Below are 16,486 nucleotides of genomic sequence, written 5' to 3' on the forward strand. Positions count from 1 at the left end.
TCTGGAATATACTATCTTTGTGTGTCGAAGACATCTTTGGGTTGATTGCGACATACAACATGACATTCATCGTAAAATAAAACTTTATATGAGACGAATCTTTGTTAGCTTACTGCTTTTATCTCTGTTTTTTATGGGCTATGCCCATGAGCCGGAATTTTCAACAGCCGGTTTCTTCCGGTTGCCGGATACCGGGCGTGATGTGTACTCGATGAATCCTGCCTGGCGTTTTTATAAAGGAAGTGCGGTGGGTGCCGAAGCAAAAGAATTTAACGACAAAGCCTGGCAGGTGGTGTCTTTACCTAATGGTATTGAGTATCTTCCTACTGAGGCTAGTGGTTGCATCAATTATCAGGGGGAAGTATGGTATCGTAAACACTTTACTCCATCCGAAGCATTGAAAGGAAAGAAACTGTTTCTCCACTTTGAAGCCATTATGGGTAAAAGTAAGATTTATGTAAACGGTAAATTATTGGCAGAGCACTTTGGAGGCTATCTTCCCGTATCGGTAGATGTGACTGATGCATTGAAGTGGGGAGAGGACAATGTGATTGCGGTGTGGGCTGATAATAGCGACGATCCGACCTATGCGCCTGGAAAACCACAAGATGTGTTAGATTATGCCTACTTGGGAGGTATTTATCGGGATTGCTGGCTGATTGCACATAATTATGTGTTTATCACGGATCCGAATTACGAGAACGAAATAGCAGGAGGCGGACTGTTTATTGCCACCGATCGTGTATCGGAGCAATCGACAGATATTCTCTTGAAAGCGCATATACGTAATGAAGACAAACAGGGCTTTGCAGGAAAAATTTCCTATTCTTTAGTAGACCGTGCAGGAAAAGAAGTGGCATCGTCAGATGTGAAACTGAATATCCGTAAAGGGACTGCGACAAGTCATAATGGAAAGATGAAAGTGAAGCAGCCGCATTTATGGACTCCTGAATCACCTTATCTGTATAATCTGTGTGTGCGTATTTATGATAAGAATGGAAATGTAGTAGATGGTTATCGTCGTCGTGTCGGTATCCGTAGTATCGAATTTAAGGGAAAAGATGGCTTCTGGCTGAATGGAAAACCTTATGGTAAACCTTTGATGGGAGCTAATCGGCATCAGGATTTTGCAGTTGTAGGAAATGCGGTTGCCAATAGTATTCACTGGCGTGACGCCAAGAAACTGAAAGATTTGGGGCTGGAAGTAATCCGTAATGCACATTGTCCGCAAGATCCTGCTTTTATGGATGCTTGTGATGAACTTGGTCTGTTTGTTATCGTGAATACTCCGGGATGGCAATTCTGGAATAACGAACCCATTTTTGCCAAACGGGTTTATAATGATATACGTAATATGGTTCGTCGTGACCGTAACCATCCTTGTGTATGGCTGTGGGAACCGATCTTGAATGAAACATGGTATCCGGAAGATTTTGCCGGGTGTGTGAAAGGGATTGTTGATGAGGAATATCCTTATCCGTCCTGCTATTCCGGTTGTGATGTGCAAGCCAAGGGCTCGCAATATTTTCCGGTACAGTTTGCCCATCCGATGGATCTTTCAAAACGTGATCCTAAAATTACATATTTTACACGCGAGTGGGGAGATAATGTCGATGATTGGAGTTCGCACAATTCTCCAAGTCGCACAGCCCGTAACTGGGGAGAACAGCCTATGCTTATACAGGCTGCTCATTACGCTTCTCCTTATTATAATTACATTTGCTATGATGGTTTGTATAAAGAGTCTCCCTGGCATGTGGGCGGATGCTTGTGGCATTCGTTCGATCATCAGCGGGGATACCATCCGGACCCGTTCTATGGTGGATTGATGGATGTATTCCGTCAGCCTAAGTATTCCTATTATATGTTTAAGGCGCAACGTCCGGCTGTCGTTTCCGAGAGTTTGGCAGAAAGCGGACCGATGGTTTATATTGCTCACGAGATGACACCGTTCTCAAGCAGAGATGTAACGGTGTATTCCAACTGCGATGAAGTTCGTTTGACTGTGAATAAAGATGGGCAAACTTATACCTATAAAAAAGACAAGACACGAAAAGGAATGCCTTCTCCGGTAATAACTTTCCCCGGGATATTTGACTTTATGGTTGATAAGAAGATGACTCGTGAAAAGCATGATGCGGACGTCTATTTCCTGGCAGAGGGACTGATGGATGGCAAGGTGGTGGCTACACATAAAGTAATGCCCGCCCGCCGTGCAGAACAGATTCGTTTGAGAGTAGACAACGAAGGAATCGGACTGCGTGCTGATGGATCTGATTTTGTTACTGTTGTGGCAGAAATCACAGATAAGAATGGAAATGTAAAGCGTTTGAATAATTATTATATCAAGTTCTTTGTAGAAGGAGAGGGACGTATTTTGGGCGGAGCTAATGTATTGGCAAATCCTGCTCCGGTGAAATGGGGCAGTGCTCCCGTATTGATCCAGTCGACCACGACTCCCGGAAAGATTAAGGTAAGAGCCAGTGTTTTGTTTGAGGGATCACAGATGCCCGTAAGCGGTGAACTGGAACTAACATCTTCCGCTCCAATGTATCCATTGATATTTGATAAGAAAGAAGAAGCGTTGCCTAAGCCATCCGAATCGTTCTCCATGGACAAGAAGAGTGATGCTGAACTGGAGTTGGAACGCCGCCGTCGTGAACTGAATGAATTAAAACTGAAAGAAGTGGAGCAACAACAGACAGATTTCGGTGAGAAAGTAGATTTAGACTACTCATTACAACAATTTACTGTTCCGGTGTGTTTTTTAGTAACCGGAGATAGAGAGTAAATGATATATTCTTTAGGCACGGGATACGCATTCCGTGCCTAATTTTTTATGTTTCATTTTTTATCTCTATCTTTGCGATACATAATAAATAAGGACGTATGGAAAAAATTGAAATAGAAGAGAAGATTGTAGCTATGCTAAAGACAGTGTACGATCCGGAGATTCCGGTCAATGTATACGATCTTGGACTGATTTATAAGATTGACGTCTCCGATAGTGGAGAAGCGGCACTCGATATGACGCTGACAGCTCCCAATTGTCCGGCTGCTGATTTTATTATGGAGGATATTCGCCAAAAAGTGGAGTCAGTAGAAGGAGTGAATTCCGCCACCATCAATCTGGTCTTCGAACCTGAATGGGATAAAGACATGATGAGTGAAGAAGCCAAATTGGAATTAGGTTTTCTTTAATCGTTCTATGTCAGGCAGTGCTCTGATTTTATAAGTTGTAATTCGTTATTAGATCTCGTAACTGGTAATTAAATGAAGAACATTTATTTTCTTTCCGATGCACATCTTGGTTCTCGTGCTATTGAGCACGGGCGTACTCAAGAACGGCGTTTGGTGAACTTCCTCGATAGTATAAAGCATAAGGCTTCCGCCATTTATCTACTGGGAGATATGTTCGACTTCTGGTATGAATTCCGGCTGGTAGTTCCTAAGGGGTACACCCGTTTCTTGGGGAAGCTCTCCGAACTAACAGATATGGGTGTAGAGGTGCATTTTTTTATAGGTAATCATGACATCTGGTGTGGAGACTATCTCACCAAAGAGTGTGGTGTCATCATGCATCGCGAACCATTGACTACTGAAATCTACGGAAAGGAGTTTTATCTTGCTCATGGTGACGGCTTGGGTGATCCGGATAAGAAGTTCAAGCTACTTCGTTCGATGTTCCACAGCAAAACTTTGCAAACGATGTTTTCTGCTATTCATCCCCGCTGGAGTGTTGAATTGGGTTTAACATGGGCTAAGCACAGCCGACAAAAACGGGCGGACGGAAAGGAACCGGATTATATGGGAGAAAACAAGGAACACTTGGTACTATATACCAAAGACTACTTGAAAAGCCATCCCAATATCAACTTCTTTATTTACGGACATCGTCACATTGAACTGGATTTGATGTTGAGCGCCACCTCCCGTGTGTTGATTTTGGGAGACTGGATTAACTTCTTCTCTTATGCCGTGTTTGACGGAGAGAATCTCTTTTTGGAAGAGTCTATCGAGGGAGAGACACAGGTCTAATTATGTTTCAACAAAATAAAAGGTCAGGCATAATACGGAACAAAATATAAAACAAGGGCACAAAGAAGTAGCAGAAAAATAACCTGCCATCTTTGTGCCTTTGTCGTTAGAGAATCTTCAATGCTTATTAGTTAAATCTTCCTTTCTGCTCAAAACACCCGCTCGTTATTCGGCAAAGTTGGTGTATAAGCGGAACTCGTGTGCAGGAACACTGATTTTTTTTTCTCCCTCCACGGGATTCCCATTTTCCAGATATAGATACCATGTACCTTCAGGAATAGTATAATCGATAGATGCATTGGTGAAATTCGCATACACATGAAGTTGTTTCCCATTCACAGCTTTCAATGTCAGTGTACGTCCATTATCCCAATCATTATAACTGACTTTCCAGGTAAATTGAGAAGAAGCGTTGAATAAATCGGAGTGTGTTGTCCGTAGAGTGATTAGTTTTGTATAAATATCTACCAAGCTTTTACGCTCTGTCTGATATTCCCAAAGGACTGGTTTCTTTCCGGTACGTCCATTTTCGTCTATTGAAATATCATACCCCATTTCGCCGAATTGCCAAAGCATTTTCGGACCTGGAACCGTAAAGAAGAATGCGGCGTTGGATGATAACTGTTTGAGCCGTTCGGACAGGTTGGTTTTTAAGGCTCCATTTCCGTATTCAATCTGTTTATAGGCACACCGCTCTTCGTCATGACTTTCCATATAGCCCACAAATTGATTCGGACGGGTGGTGTCATATAATCCGGAGAAATCACTATTATCTTTCCAGCCCATAGCCGACTGACAATAAGAATGGTTCATATTCCTCCAAAAATGAATTCCTTCTGTGGCTAAAGTTGTTTCTTCATTTGCACAGAAATGTTCCATGGTAACCATTGCATCTTCTTTGACAGCTTTTACGGCTTCGTAGTATTCTTTCAGTACTGATACACGAGCAGGGTCGGTTGCCGCCAAATCATCATCACCTGTTGTCTGTTTCTGTGTGAAACCTTTGGTGAAATCGAAACGGAAACCGTCGATGTGGTAAGTATCTAACAGATATTTCAGGTTGCGTTTGACAAAAGCTTTTGTTTGTTCTGAAGTGTGATTGAAATCATCCGGTGAAAAAACATACTTCTGATGCGGTGTTACAGCGTTCAGCCATGGATTCTTAGTGGAAGGGCGGTTATTAAACGTATCCCAATACATACGGGCAAACGGATTATCATTGTTCGTATGGTTGTAGACTACATCGAAAATAACGGCGATTCCATTCTGATGGCAGGCGTCAATAAAAGCTTTATATTCATTTTGAGTTCCATACGAGGCATCCAGTGCAAAGTATAGTCCGGTGTTGTATCCCCAACTGTCATTACCTGCAAATTCTTGTACAGGCATCAGTTCGATAGCATCTATTCCCAGTTCTTTTAAGTAAGGCAGCTTTTCCATTGCTCCTGCCAGATTTCCACTGGAAGTAAAATCCCGCAACAAGAGCTCATAGATAACCGGATTTTCTTTATTCTTCATCTCAAATTCTCCGGCACTCCATTGATAGGGTTGTGGGTTTGTGCTTACGACTGATACGTAAGGTGCTTGTGCGCCAGTGGGAAAGTTGGTATCCACTCCCTTTTCCAATGCTTGCTCACAATAAGGATCGCACAAGTAAGTACCGCCATCCGAAGCACTGTACACAAAGTACTGGAACTGTGTTTCACCGGCAGTCAATTCCTCCAGAGTGATCCACCAGCAATGGTTTGTTTCGTCATATTTCATCATGTAGCGACTATCCAGTTTCCAGTTGTTGAAATTACCTGTTACAAATACACAATCTTTATGACCGCCCTGACTGTCCTTATCATATAATACAAGCGTTATCGAAGTGGCCGAATGGATATGAATACCCTCTTTTTCTTCTCCGGATATGGGGAGAGGGGCTTTTTGCGGTTCTTCCCAGATAAATCCGTTTTGACTATCTTCTACTAAAGTTGCGTAATCGTAGGTTTGTTGGCTACCTTCCGCATCACGTACAATCAGGTTAATGGTCTGTAAGGGAGTAGATGGAGCAACAGAATAGAAATGGCGGATAGATGAGGAAAGGGTGATACTCCACACATTGTCCTTTGTCTTTTTCAGTCTGTATTTATTCTGATTATCTCCCCATGTAGGTGCACCTGTCCAGTTTGCTCCTGTTCCGGAGTGTAAGTACAAGTCGTCAGCGTAACCATAGAAGTTACTTCCTTCGGGTGCTTTGAAGGTGATAGTCAGTGGTTCATCCGCTTTAGGAATAGCCGGATCAAAATTAAATCCGTCGTGGAGAACTTGTTCTTCCGGGGCAGGATCAGTTCCGGACGAAGGACGCTCGCCCGGCATCAACGGATCATCATCTGAACAAGCTCCAAAGCTGTTGAGTATCAGCAATAAAAGGAGCCAAATATATTTAAAGTCTTTCATAAGCCTTATTTTAGAATTCTTCTTCCAATGTAGTGGTACTATATTTAGCTTTGAGTGTGTCAGATTTCGATCATATCTCAAATCTCCTCTTTCCCGAAGAGGGAGACTTGAGATATGATCGTAATTGATTCTACTCGTTGTGCTGTTTAAGAGTGTCTGATAGTTATTCGACTTTACCTTTGCCTGTCGTAAAGTTAATATGGACTTTCTGACCGGCTTTTACATTACATTCGTAGCCAAGTTCGCTTAGATTATCCGATACGTTCTTATTCTCACGGTAAACGATAGTACCATCGCCTTCATTAGCCAGATCAAGTGTAAATTCGCTCTTCCACCAGCCTCCGGCATCTACAGCCGTAGTAGAAATACGTGCCATGCCTGTAACGGTTGCTGCCGGTGATATGAAGTCGCTTGTTTTATCGGTCGGAATCCTGAACAAGGTCGTTTCATCGCAATTCCACGAATTGTTAATCACACCTCCCAACAGGTAAACTTCCGGCAAACGGAATGAAATTGTTTTTCCTTCTGTAGTCACTGCGACAATTACCAGATACCATCCGGATTTACCAATGCCAATATTGCCTCCTGAGGATGTTAATTCGGCGAAATCAATTGCTTCCGGAGATAAGATTTCTTCGTCATAACCAAAGTCTCCTTCCCATTTTCTAACCGGAGCAAACTTGATTTGGTCTCCCGCCGTATAATATTGTATACTCCAGAACATTCCGGGAGTCTGTGTGACAGGAACCATTTCAGGAGCTACTGCCCAATCCCACCCAAGACTGTACGGAGATCCATTGATGTACATGTGCTCGGGTAGATCCTCCTTGATTGTGTATGTATAATCTTCTACATTAATCGTAATTTTCATTTTCTTTCCGCCGGCGCAGGTGAGATTATCCGGGTCGGCTCCTTCTTTATCCCTGAAAGCCAATAATCCCGGATCCGGATCTTCTATTACTTTGGAAGCACCCAAGGCTCTTTGCCAGGCATCCGGAGCTTCTATCGCACTTCCCGGGACAATCTTGAAATCAAACTTCTCTTCCGACTCGACGACTACTGAAAAGAGATACTGATTGTCTTTGTCTACTTCGAGCTTTGTGGCTGTCGATTTGTCCATCTGCCAGCTGTTTAGATCACCTACTATATAGTATTCCGTATCCACAGCCGGAGTTGCGACCGGAGTGATGGCAGATTGCATTTCCGGGTATTCAGTCAGTGAAGTTGCTTCACCGTTGGTTGTCATGACTACCGGTGTCAGCTTTAAAGTGACTTCGCGCTCTAAAGATTTTTGTGACTTATACAAACTTGCCACTTTTTGGTCAAGTTCTGTCAACCTGACTTTTATATTCCCATCTTTTACTTTTGACGGTAGATTTAATATCTGCCCTTCGGCAACTAATTCTATATTACAAGCTGTGAGTGAGAAGTTTTCTGCAATCGAAGAAACAGAGGCGATTACCACAGAATCGCCCGGCTGTTCTTCAAGTTTCATACTGGCAACCGGAGTTATATCTACCATTGCAGTTATAGCTTCTTCCTGGGGATTGGACTGGGGATCAGCCCAGTCCTTAAAATCTTCATCGCAAGCGGTGAAAGCTGCCGAAGCAAGCAACAGACACGCCATATATGATAATCTTTTCATGATATTCAGTTATTAAAGTTAACGATTATTGAGTAACGGAACCTGTTTTCTGAACAAAGTTCAGATTTATTTTCTGCCCTGCCTTAACGTTTATCGCATATTCAGGACCTATTTCCGACCAACTGTCAATCACACTTTTGTTTTCACGGAACACGATTTTTCCATTAGGTATAGCGAACTCCGTACGCCACCAGTCTTCTCCCGGAACTTTGACGGACATACGCAATTCTCCGCCTCCGGTGCATACCGGTGAAACAAAGTCTGCATCTGCCGTTGTTGGTGCTTGGAATTTGCCTTTATCGCCGAATGTCCAATCTCCTATAGCATTGCCTATCAGACAAACTTCGCCCGGAGCAATATCCAGCGTAAAGGCATAATCAGTCCCTTTGATGCTTACAGACATGATCACTGTATACCAGCCTGTGACATTAACGCTGATATTTTGTCCGCCAAATCCATCATCCGATCCGGTGAATGCATCCGAGGCTATTGTCAGACGTGGATCGTTGAATCCGATGTATTCTCCTTCTTTAGTACCGAACTTGAACATATCAGTGCCTCCGAAATAGAATAAACCGAAGAACTTGGACATTCCGTTTACTGCTGCCAAAGGCACCCAGTTGCTCCAATTACTATCTGCCATCGAGCCATTGATAAATATACTGGAAGGTAATTCGAGAGGCGGTACAGCTTTATATCCCAATACTTTGGGAAGTTCAATTACATTCGAAAAAGCGATGCCACGACCACTATTGGTCAGTTCCGCTTTCAGGCGTACATAAACGGGTATGGGAGTGGTCGGAAATTCTTCATCGGAGGATGCACTCCACAAGTCTCCCAGTGCCAATGCAAATTCTAAAGCTTTCACTTCCATTTTGGCAGAAGAATGGGTAGTACCCAAAGTTGTATAATTAGCTTCCGTATTTGTCTCTGCATGAGCGTCAACGAAATTTTCTTCCAGTGAAATTTGTACTGAATAAGTGGTTGCCATCGGAATCCCGTAATCCGGTTGTGTACAGGTTAATTCCAATGATTCGGAGTTTTTAAGGTCGTACACGTTGTTGGAAGCAAAAGCTGGCACATTCAGTACGAACGTATCCGGTTCGTTCAACACAGGGTTGCTGTCACGGTCTGCTTCACAGGCGGACAGAGCTAGTAGCCCCATTGTCAATGTAAATAGTTTATATAGGTTTTTCATTGTTTTCAGTCTTTAAAACGTGAATAAAGGTTCTATCAATATCCCGGATTCTGAGTCATATTTGTATTCGTCAGCGTTTCTGTTTTCGGTATCGGATAGAGATTATAGATCGAACTCACACCGTTTCCTTCAAAGGAACCGCCTTTCCAATCCCAGAGGTAGGTGCTTGAGGTGAAATAGCCATAACGGATCAAATCTGTGCGTCTGAATCCTTCCAGATACAATTCGCGGGCACGTTCATCCAGAATATAATCTAATGTCAGGTTATTGGCAGAGGGTATTTCTGTTGCTTTGGCACGGTCTCTGAGGGCTTTGATATCCAACCAGGCATTTTGTTGTGCATTTGCGCCGCCTGCTCTCAAATAGGCTTCCGCGCGAATCAGATAAGCTTCCGCCAAACGGAAGAACGGAATGTCCGTATCAGGAATTTTAGCATCGTGAGCGGGTTGTCCGTCCGAGCGCAGATTACTCCATTTCATAAATGAAAGTCCGTCGGTGAATTTACCTACACTTTCCAGTTCGGCTTTGCGACCGGTTGTATAGAACAAGGCGCGTTCATCTTTTGCAGCAGCCTGCACATCTCTCACATTCTGCCATTTATTATCGGTATATTCGGTGAAAGGAATATCCTCACTGTTTGCGAAGAACTTGTCAACCAGTGCTTTGCGTGTACGGATACATTCCCAAGGGTCATTTGTTCCGCGATTCGGCATGTCGCTCTTTTGCGTTGCAGCAATCAGGAAGTAACTTCCTCCGTAACTCTTTGCTTGTACACCATCCTGACGGATAGAAAGGATGATTTCTTTTTTAGCATCGGGATTTTCATCATTGTCTGCCATAAAAAGTTGTTCGTAATTTCCACACAATCCGTATCCATTGGAGGGATCGAGCACTTTGCCGGCATAGGTGATAGCATCATTCCAACGCGGTTGTCCGGTGTATACTTCGGCATTGAGATACAAACGGGCACGCAGCAACCAGCAAGCAGCTTTGTCGGCACGTCCGAAAGGAGCTTGACGCGGTTCGCTCATATCATTTTCGATGCTTTCCAGTTCGCTTTCAATATAAGCGAACAGTTCGGAGGCCGTCTTTTGAGGAGGATTCTCTTTGGAGAAGTGTTCGGTGAAAGGAGCTTTTCCGAAGGTGTCCATCAGATAATAGTAAAATAAGGAACGGAGAAAACGGGCTTCGGCACGTTGCTGAACGGAGGTAGCATCCTCTTTTCCGGCGATCTGATCCAGGAAGAAATTGCAGAGTGTGATATTATATGCTAAACGATTATATAATATTTCTGTCTGCTGATGAGAGGAGTTCCAACGCATATAAGTTAGTTCGGGGATACCGGCATTTTCTTGCCAGGTCCATATCATCTCATCAGTGCCATATTCATTGTTAGTGAAAAGAGCGCGATAGAAACAGGATTGACCTTCGTCCTTTACTGCGATATCCGGATCTTCGCTCAATTTTTGTCCGGTAAGTCCCAGTGAAGCGTATAGTTTGGTAAAGTACATATCTTGGTCGAAGGTGGCAGTCATCTGAGGATCGATTGGAGATATATCCAGGTCATTGATACAGGAGGTCATTCCGGTGGTCAGGCTAAGGAACAACGCTGCTGAAACTATTGATTTTATATGTTTGAACTTCATAATAGTCTACTTTTTAATAAATTACAATCTTAGAACTGAAGACTTAGCCCGAACAGGATAGTGATCGGATGAGGATAAATGTTCCTGTCAATACCTGCTACTCCGGCATCATTTCCTGAACTGATAACCGATTCAGGATCGAGTCCTGTATACTTGGTGATAACGAAGGGATTCTGTACAGTACCGTAAATACGGCCGTTGATACCTTTATAAGCCTGGGACTTCAGTAAATTTTTGAAGCTATAACCTACTGTTATGTTATCACAACGCAAGAATGAAGCATTCTCAACGAAACGATCGGACAGATAATAGTCTCCCTTTCCTTCAAATCCCAGATTCACGGCAGCTGTCGGGCGGTTGGAATAGTATCCATGATTAAAGATTCCTCCCTTGCCGACACTGGATTTACTGGCCAGTACGTCATTGTACACATAGTTATTCAGGCTGGCACGGAGGGCAAAGCTTAAATCCCAATTTTTATAAGTGAATTTGGAAGTCAGTCCCATCAATACGTCAGCGGCAGGTTTTTTATAGATATATTTGTCCGAAGCGTTGATGACACCATCTCCGTTACGGTCTACGAACATGTTTTCAATCGGTTTTCCATCCTTATCATACACTTGTTGGTAAACGAAGAATGAGTTCATCGGATAACCTACTTTCTGTACCTGGCAGGTTGCACCGCTAATACCAGTAGATACACCTCCGGTTTCTACATAGTAATTAGAATCATCTCCTCCGGTCAGTTTAGTGATTTCATTTTTGTTCCAAGTGATGTTATATCCCAAGTCCCAGACAAAATCTTTGGTTACAATAGGTTTGGCATTGATGGTGAATTCAAGCCCCGTATTTTTTAATGAACCGATGTTGCTGATCAGTTGGGTATTAAAGTTAGTCCCCGCCGCAATCTTTACGGTATTGATTAAATCGTCGGTTTTCCGGTAATAGTAATCCATCGAGCCGGAGATACGTCCGTTCAGGAAAGCAAAGTCGAAACCTGCGTTATAAGTCGTTGTCTCTTCCCATTTCAGGTCTTCGTTATAAGCTTTAGGACGCATAGTGCCATAATAGGTATCCCCGAAAGGATAATAACCTCCGGCTGCGTTGACGCGGTACAGTGCCATATAAGGGAAATCATAATCGTCGCCTAAGTTCTGCTGACCCGTGATACCCCATCCGAGGCGGAGTTTCAGATCTGACAATACTTCTACGTTTTTCAGGAAATTTTCTTCTTTCAGTTTCCATCCCAAAGCAACAGAAGGGAAGCTACTCCAACGGTTGTCTTTAGAGAAACGGGAAGAACCGTCCTGGCGGAAAGTGGCTGTCAGCAAATAACGGCTAAGTAATGTATAATTTACGCGGGCAAAATAAGAAACTAATGTACTGTGATGTCCCCAGGCTGTTTGTGAGCGCAGATTCGGATTGTAGGCTTCGCCTGTTAACGGATTTGTTCCTTGTCCGACTTTATATCCGGTATAGTGGAAATGTTGCTCTTCACCACCCAGTATTACGTCGACATAATGATCCCCGATTTCTTTGGAATATTGTGCATAGGCATTCACCGACAGGTTATATTTGTAGCCGTAGTCAGTCCCGTTCCAACCATAGTAATAAGAGCCCGGGGCATAAGGTGAATTTACATTCTTTTCCTTACCTTCCGAGTAGTCACCGCCTACGTTAGCATGGATATGCAGGTCAGGGAGGAAGTGGAATTTATAGTCTACTTCTACATTGCTGATAAAACTGGTGTTTCTGGAAGTATGTTTCTTTAGTTTCAGTAGGGAAACAGGGTTGGCGGTTGAATTACTTTCCAGTGTAAGCGACCATTCCGGATCGTTATATGAACTACCGTCACTGGTCGGTTGGTAGAATCCACCGAAGTTTTTGTACATGTCCGAAGAGTCATATACAGGTTGGGTCGGGTCCATGGTCAAAGCTGCGCCGATAGCCCCGTCGTCAGCATAACGTTGGTTGGCCCACATCATTTTAGCATTGATATTGAACTTCAGGTGATCTTTAAAGAAAGAGGGTGTCAGATTGACGGAGGCGGTATAACGCTCGAAATTAGATGTCATCAGGATCCCATTCTGATTGGTGTAACCGAAAGAAACACGATAAGGCATATTTTTCAAACCACCGCTTACAGTCACGTTATGGTCTGTACTAACGGCTGTCTGGAAAATTTCTTTCTGCCAGTCAGTGTTTGCTTCACCGAAGGGGCTTGGAGCATTTCCTTCACCATAAAGTTTGGATACGTATCCTTTGAATTCATTGGCATCCATTACGTCTATTGTCTTTTGCAGTATACCGGCGGAAACGTTACCTTCATAGTTCACCTGTGGTTTGCTGCCTGCTTTCCCTTTCTTTGTAGTGATGATAATCACACCATTAGAAGCACGTGAACCATAGATGGCGGTGGCCGAAGCATCTTTCAAAACAGTGAAAGTTTCGATGTCATTCGGGTTTACCATTGCCAAAGGATTAGTCAAACCTTGCACACCGCTATTATCCATTGCCAGTCCGTCGATAACGATCAACGGATCGTTTTTGGCGTTCAATGATGAACCACCGCGAATACGAATCGTAGCTCCTCCACCCGGAGTACCGCTGGAAATTACATTCACACCGGCTATTTTACCTGTTATCATATCCTGTGCGCTGGTGATTACTCCTTTGCTGATTTTATCCGGCTTGATGGCAGTAACTGATCCCGTCAAGTCGTTTTTCTTTACTGTTCCGTAACCTACAACGACTACGGCGTCCAATACTTGAGAGTCATCTTCCAGTGTGACCATTACCGAAGGAGCTGCTTTAATTTCTGCTGCTTTGTAACCGACGAATGTAATGGACAGAATAGAATTTTGAGGAACATTCAATGTGAAGTTACCGTCAAAGTCAGTGATGGTACCCGTTGTGGTACCCTTGGCAATGACATTGGCGCCAATCACGGGTTCGCCCATAGCATCTTTCACATGTCCTTTGACTGTGATTTGCTGTGCATAAGCGCCCAATGATAAAAACATCCCTATTAACAAGGGGAGAATCGTTTGAACGATTCTAAATTTAACTTGCTTCATGCATTTAAAAAATTAAAGTTAACAATATAGTAATATTATTTCTCTCTCTTAAAAGTTTCTTTAAAAATACCTATTGAAAACACTTTTTTTAAGACTATCCTTTATTTATAGTCTTTTCAATCCCTTAAACTCTGATTTGTTTTTCACCTCTTTGATACTGATTGCGTATCCACCGCCATTGGCAGCGTGCAGATTCAGTTTGCTTTTATTATTCAAGATACCTTTTTTGATGGTGTATGCCTGCGGGTTATCTTTCCAGTCGGTATCTTTGGCATCTGCGTATACGGTAGCGACGTATTGTTTTCCCGGTTCCAGGAAATCGAACGTTAATTGGGAGTCGTGGCCGTTTTCACCGGCTGTGCAGCCTATGTACCAGTCGTCCGTTCCTTTTGCTTTGCGGGCAATTGTGATGTATTCTCCCGGTTCTGCTTCCAGATAGATTGTTTTGTCCCAGTCGAGAGCGACGTCTTTGATAAACTGGAAAGCATCCATAAAGCGTTCGTAGTTTTCCGGAATATCGGCAGCCATCTGCAAAGGGCTATACATGGTGACATACAATGCCAGTTGGCGTGCAATGGTTGAACGTACCTGGGAGTTGTTTGCCGGATTCATCTGGTTACAGTGAGTCTCGAAGATGCCGGGAGTGTAATCCATCGGACCACCGACCAGGCGTGTGAAAGGCAGAATCGTCGTGTGGTATACTTTATTTCCTCCAAATGATTCATATTCTGTTCCACGTGCGGATTCATTACCGATCAGATTGGGATATGTACGGCAGATACCGGTTGGACGGGTTGCTTCGTGTGCATTGATCATGATTTTATAATCGGCGGCTTTTTTCACGGCATACAGGTAATGATTATTCATCCATTGACCGTAATGATGTTCTCCGCGTGGAATGATATTACCCACATAACCGCTTTTAACCGAGTTATATCCATTGTCTACCATGAATTGGTAAGCTTTATCCAGGTGACGTTCGTAGTTGCGAACAGATGCAGAAGTCTCATGGTGCATCATCATTTTAATTCCTTTGCTTGCAGCATAACGATGGATTTCCTGTACGTCGAAATCAGGATATGCAGTCAGGAAGTCAAATACATAGTCTTTGCTGTTGCCGAACCAGTCTTCCCATCCTTCATTCCAACCTTCTACCAGCACTGCATCAAATCCGTTGGCTGCGGCAAAGTCGATGTAACGTTTCACGTTAGCTGTATTGGCAGAATGTTTGCCGTTCGGTTTGGTTTTGGAGTAGTCTGTAACGCCAAGTTTCACGCTGGTCAGTTCATCTGTATAAGCCCAGGAACCTTTTCCGGTAATCATGTCCCACCATACGCCTATATATTTCACCGGTTTAATCCAGGAGGCGGCGTCTGCAATCTTACAAGGTTCGTTCAGGTTGAGGGTGATGCGGGAGGCGAGAATGTTACGTGCATCATCACTGACGATGATCGTACGCCACGGAGAGTTGCACGGAGTCTGCATGTAACCTTTATCCCCTTTTGCATCCGGTGTCAGCCAGGATTCGAATATCATGTTTTTGTCGTCCAGATTGAGGTGCATACAAGAATAATCAATCAAAGCGGCTTCGTGCAGATTGATGTATAAACCATCATCTGTTTTCATCATCAGTGCCGTCTGTACACCTGTCGGTGAAAATGGGGTTTGAGAAGAATTTGGAGTGATCGCCTGTTGCATCAAACCTCTGATTTCCGATAGACGGGAGATGGTGTAGTCGTACTCTTGAGTGTCGTAATCGCCCGGTATCCAGTATGCGATATGGTTGCCTGCCATGGCAAATTGGGAATGTTCTTCCTTGATAACGAAGTAGTTCAGTGATTTCTGTTGCGGAAATTCATAACGGAATCCCAAACCATCATTGAACAGGCGGAAGCGAACAACGATGGAACGGTCGTTCATTGGCTGAAACAGAATGACTGCCAGTTCGTTATACTGATTGCGGATTTCCTTTTCTTCTCCCCAGACTGGTTGCCAGGTTTCGTCAAAGGTAGTCGTTTGCGCATCTTTCAGCTTGAAGCCATTATAAAGATTGGATTTAGAATCGAGCTTGGTGAGGTCTCTGCGGTCTACCCAGTCAAAGTCGGTTCTGGTATTATCTTCTTTTTTCAATTCCAGTCCGAGAGTGCTCGGCTTAATTACCACCTTGCCTTTGTAAGTCAAGTCGTAGGTTGGTGCGCCTTCTTTGTTAACCTGAAAGGTCAGAACCAGATTGCCATCCGGTGAGGTCAGTTTCTGTTGTGCATTCGCAATGAATGAGATGCAAAGGAATGCGATGATCGAAAAAAACTTTTTCTTTTTCATTCTATTTATGGTATTAAATTGTAAGCTAACCGATATTTCTATTCCTGTTTGTTTCGGATATTGCAAATGTAGCAACCACCTTCACTTTTTTGCTTGATTAGAATAAAAATACAAGTTT

General features: G+C 43.4%; 9 protein-coding genes. 3 read left to right on the forward strand and 6 right to left on the reverse strand.

Annotated features, from left to right (window positions below; genetic code table 11):
- Positions 1 to 88: 88 nt before the first annotated feature.
- From N5O98_RS20740 to N5O98_RS20750, 3 genes are all read left to right on the forward strand, one after another.
- A complete protein-coding gene (locus tag N5O98_RS20740) occupies positions 89 to 2,791 on the forward strand; it encodes a glycoside hydrolase family 2 protein (protein ID WP_022198968.1) in 2,703 nt (900 codons plus the stop codon).
- Positions 2,792 to 2,889: 98 nt separating this feature from the next.
- Entirely contained in the window at positions 2,890 to 3,201 is a 312-nt protein-coding gene (locus N5O98_RS20745; protein ID WP_004299750.1) for an iron-sulfur cluster assembly protein, read from the forward strand.
- Positions 3,202 to 3,273: 72 nt separating this feature from the next.
- Positions 3,274 to 4,038 (forward strand): UDP-2,3-diacylglucosamine diphosphatase, encoded by a 765-nt coding sequence (locus tag N5O98_RS20750; RefSeq protein ID WP_269496002.1) that lies wholly within the window; start codon positions 3,274 to 3,276, stop codon positions 4,036 to 4,038.
- 165 nt (positions 4,039 to 4,203) lie between these two features.
- Here the strand turns inward: N5O98_RS20750 and N5O98_RS20755 are convergent, their stop codons facing one another.
- From N5O98_RS20755 to N5O98_RS20780, 6 genes are all read right to left on the reverse strand, one after another.
- A complete protein-coding gene (locus N5O98_RS20755; RefSeq protein WP_004305044.1) occupies positions 4,204 to 6,480 on the reverse strand; it encodes an alpha-amylase family glycosyl hydrolase in 2,277 nt (758 codons plus the stop codon).
- Positions 6,481 to 6,643: 163 nt separating this feature from the next.
- Positions 6,644 to 8,125 (reverse strand): Outer membrane protein SusF domain-containing protein, encoded by a 1,482-nt coding sequence (locus N5O98_RS20760; protein WP_004305043.1) that lies wholly within the window; start codon positions 8,123 to 8,125, stop codon positions 6,644 to 6,646.
- 25 nt (positions 8,126 to 8,150) lie between these two features.
- On the reverse strand, positions 8,151 to 9,323 hold the full coding sequence (locus N5O98_RS20765; protein ID WP_004310516.1) for a SusF/SusE family outer membrane protein: 1,173 nt from the start codon (positions 9,321 to 9,323) through the stop codon (positions 8,151 to 8,153).
- A 35-nt stretch (positions 9,324 to 9,358) separates the two neighbouring features.
- On the reverse strand, positions 9,359 to 10,969 hold the full coding sequence (gene susD, locus N5O98_RS20770) for a starch-binding outer membrane lipoprotein SusD (protein WP_022198967.1): 1,611 nt from the start codon (positions 10,967 to 10,969) through the stop codon (positions 9,359 to 9,361).
- A gap of 29 nt (positions 10,970 to 10,998) precedes the next feature.
- A complete protein-coding gene (locus tag N5O98_RS20775; protein WP_195664339.1) occupies positions 10,999 to 14,046 on the reverse strand; it encodes a SusC/RagA family TonB-linked outer membrane protein in 3,048 nt (1,015 codons plus the stop codon).
- Between the two features lie 105 nt (positions 14,047 to 14,151).
- Entirely contained in the window at positions 14,152 to 16,368 is a 2,217-nt protein-coding gene (locus tag N5O98_RS20780) for a glycoside hydrolase family 97 protein (RefSeq protein WP_022198966.1), read from the reverse strand.
- Between the last annotated feature and the right edge of the window lie 118 nt (positions 16,369 to 16,486).

The organism is Bacteroides sp. LFL-34, from assembly GCF_027257075.1.
GTDB classification, from domain to species: Bacteria; Bacteroidota; Bacteroidia; order Bacteroidales; family Bacteroidaceae; genus Bacteroides; species Bacteroides ovatus.

What these genes read in the sequence shown, in the direction of transcription:
- N5O98_RS20740 (WP_022198968.1), top strand. Translation starts at nt 89, where the DNA reads ATGAGACGAATCTTTGTTAGCTTACTGCTTTTATCTCTGTTTTTTATG.
- N5O98_RS20745 (WP_004299750.1), top strand. Translation starts at nt 2,890, where the DNA reads ATGGAAAAAATTGAAATAGAAGAGAAGATTGTAGCTATGCTAAAGACA.
- N5O98_RS20750 (WP_269496002.1), top strand. Translation starts at nt 3,274, where the DNA reads ATGAAGAACATTTATTTTCTTTCCGATGCACATCTTGGTTCTCGTGCT.
- N5O98_RS20755 (WP_004305044.1), bottom strand. Translation starts at nt 6,480, where the DNA reads ATGAAAGACTTTAAATATATTTGGCTCCTTTTATTGCTGATACTCAAC.
- N5O98_RS20760 (WP_004305043.1), bottom strand. Translation starts at nt 8,125, where the DNA reads ATGAAAAGATTATCATATATGGCGTGTCTGTTGCTTGCTTCGGCAGCT.
- N5O98_RS20765 (WP_004310516.1), bottom strand. Translation starts at nt 9,323, where the DNA reads ATGAAAAACCTATATAAACTATTTACATTGACAATGGGGCTACTAGCT.
- susD (WP_022198967.1), bottom strand. Translation starts at nt 10,969, where the DNA reads ATGAAGTTCAAACATATAAAATCAATAGTTTCAGCAGCGTTGTTCCTT.
- N5O98_RS20775 (WP_195664339.1), bottom strand. Translation starts at nt 14,046, where the DNA reads ATGAAGCAAGTTAAATTTAGAATCGTTCAAACGATTCTCCCCTTGTTA.
- N5O98_RS20780 (WP_022198966.1), bottom strand. Translation starts at nt 16,368, where the DNA reads ATGAAAAAGAAAAAGTTTTTTTCGATCATCGCATTCCTTTGCATCTCA.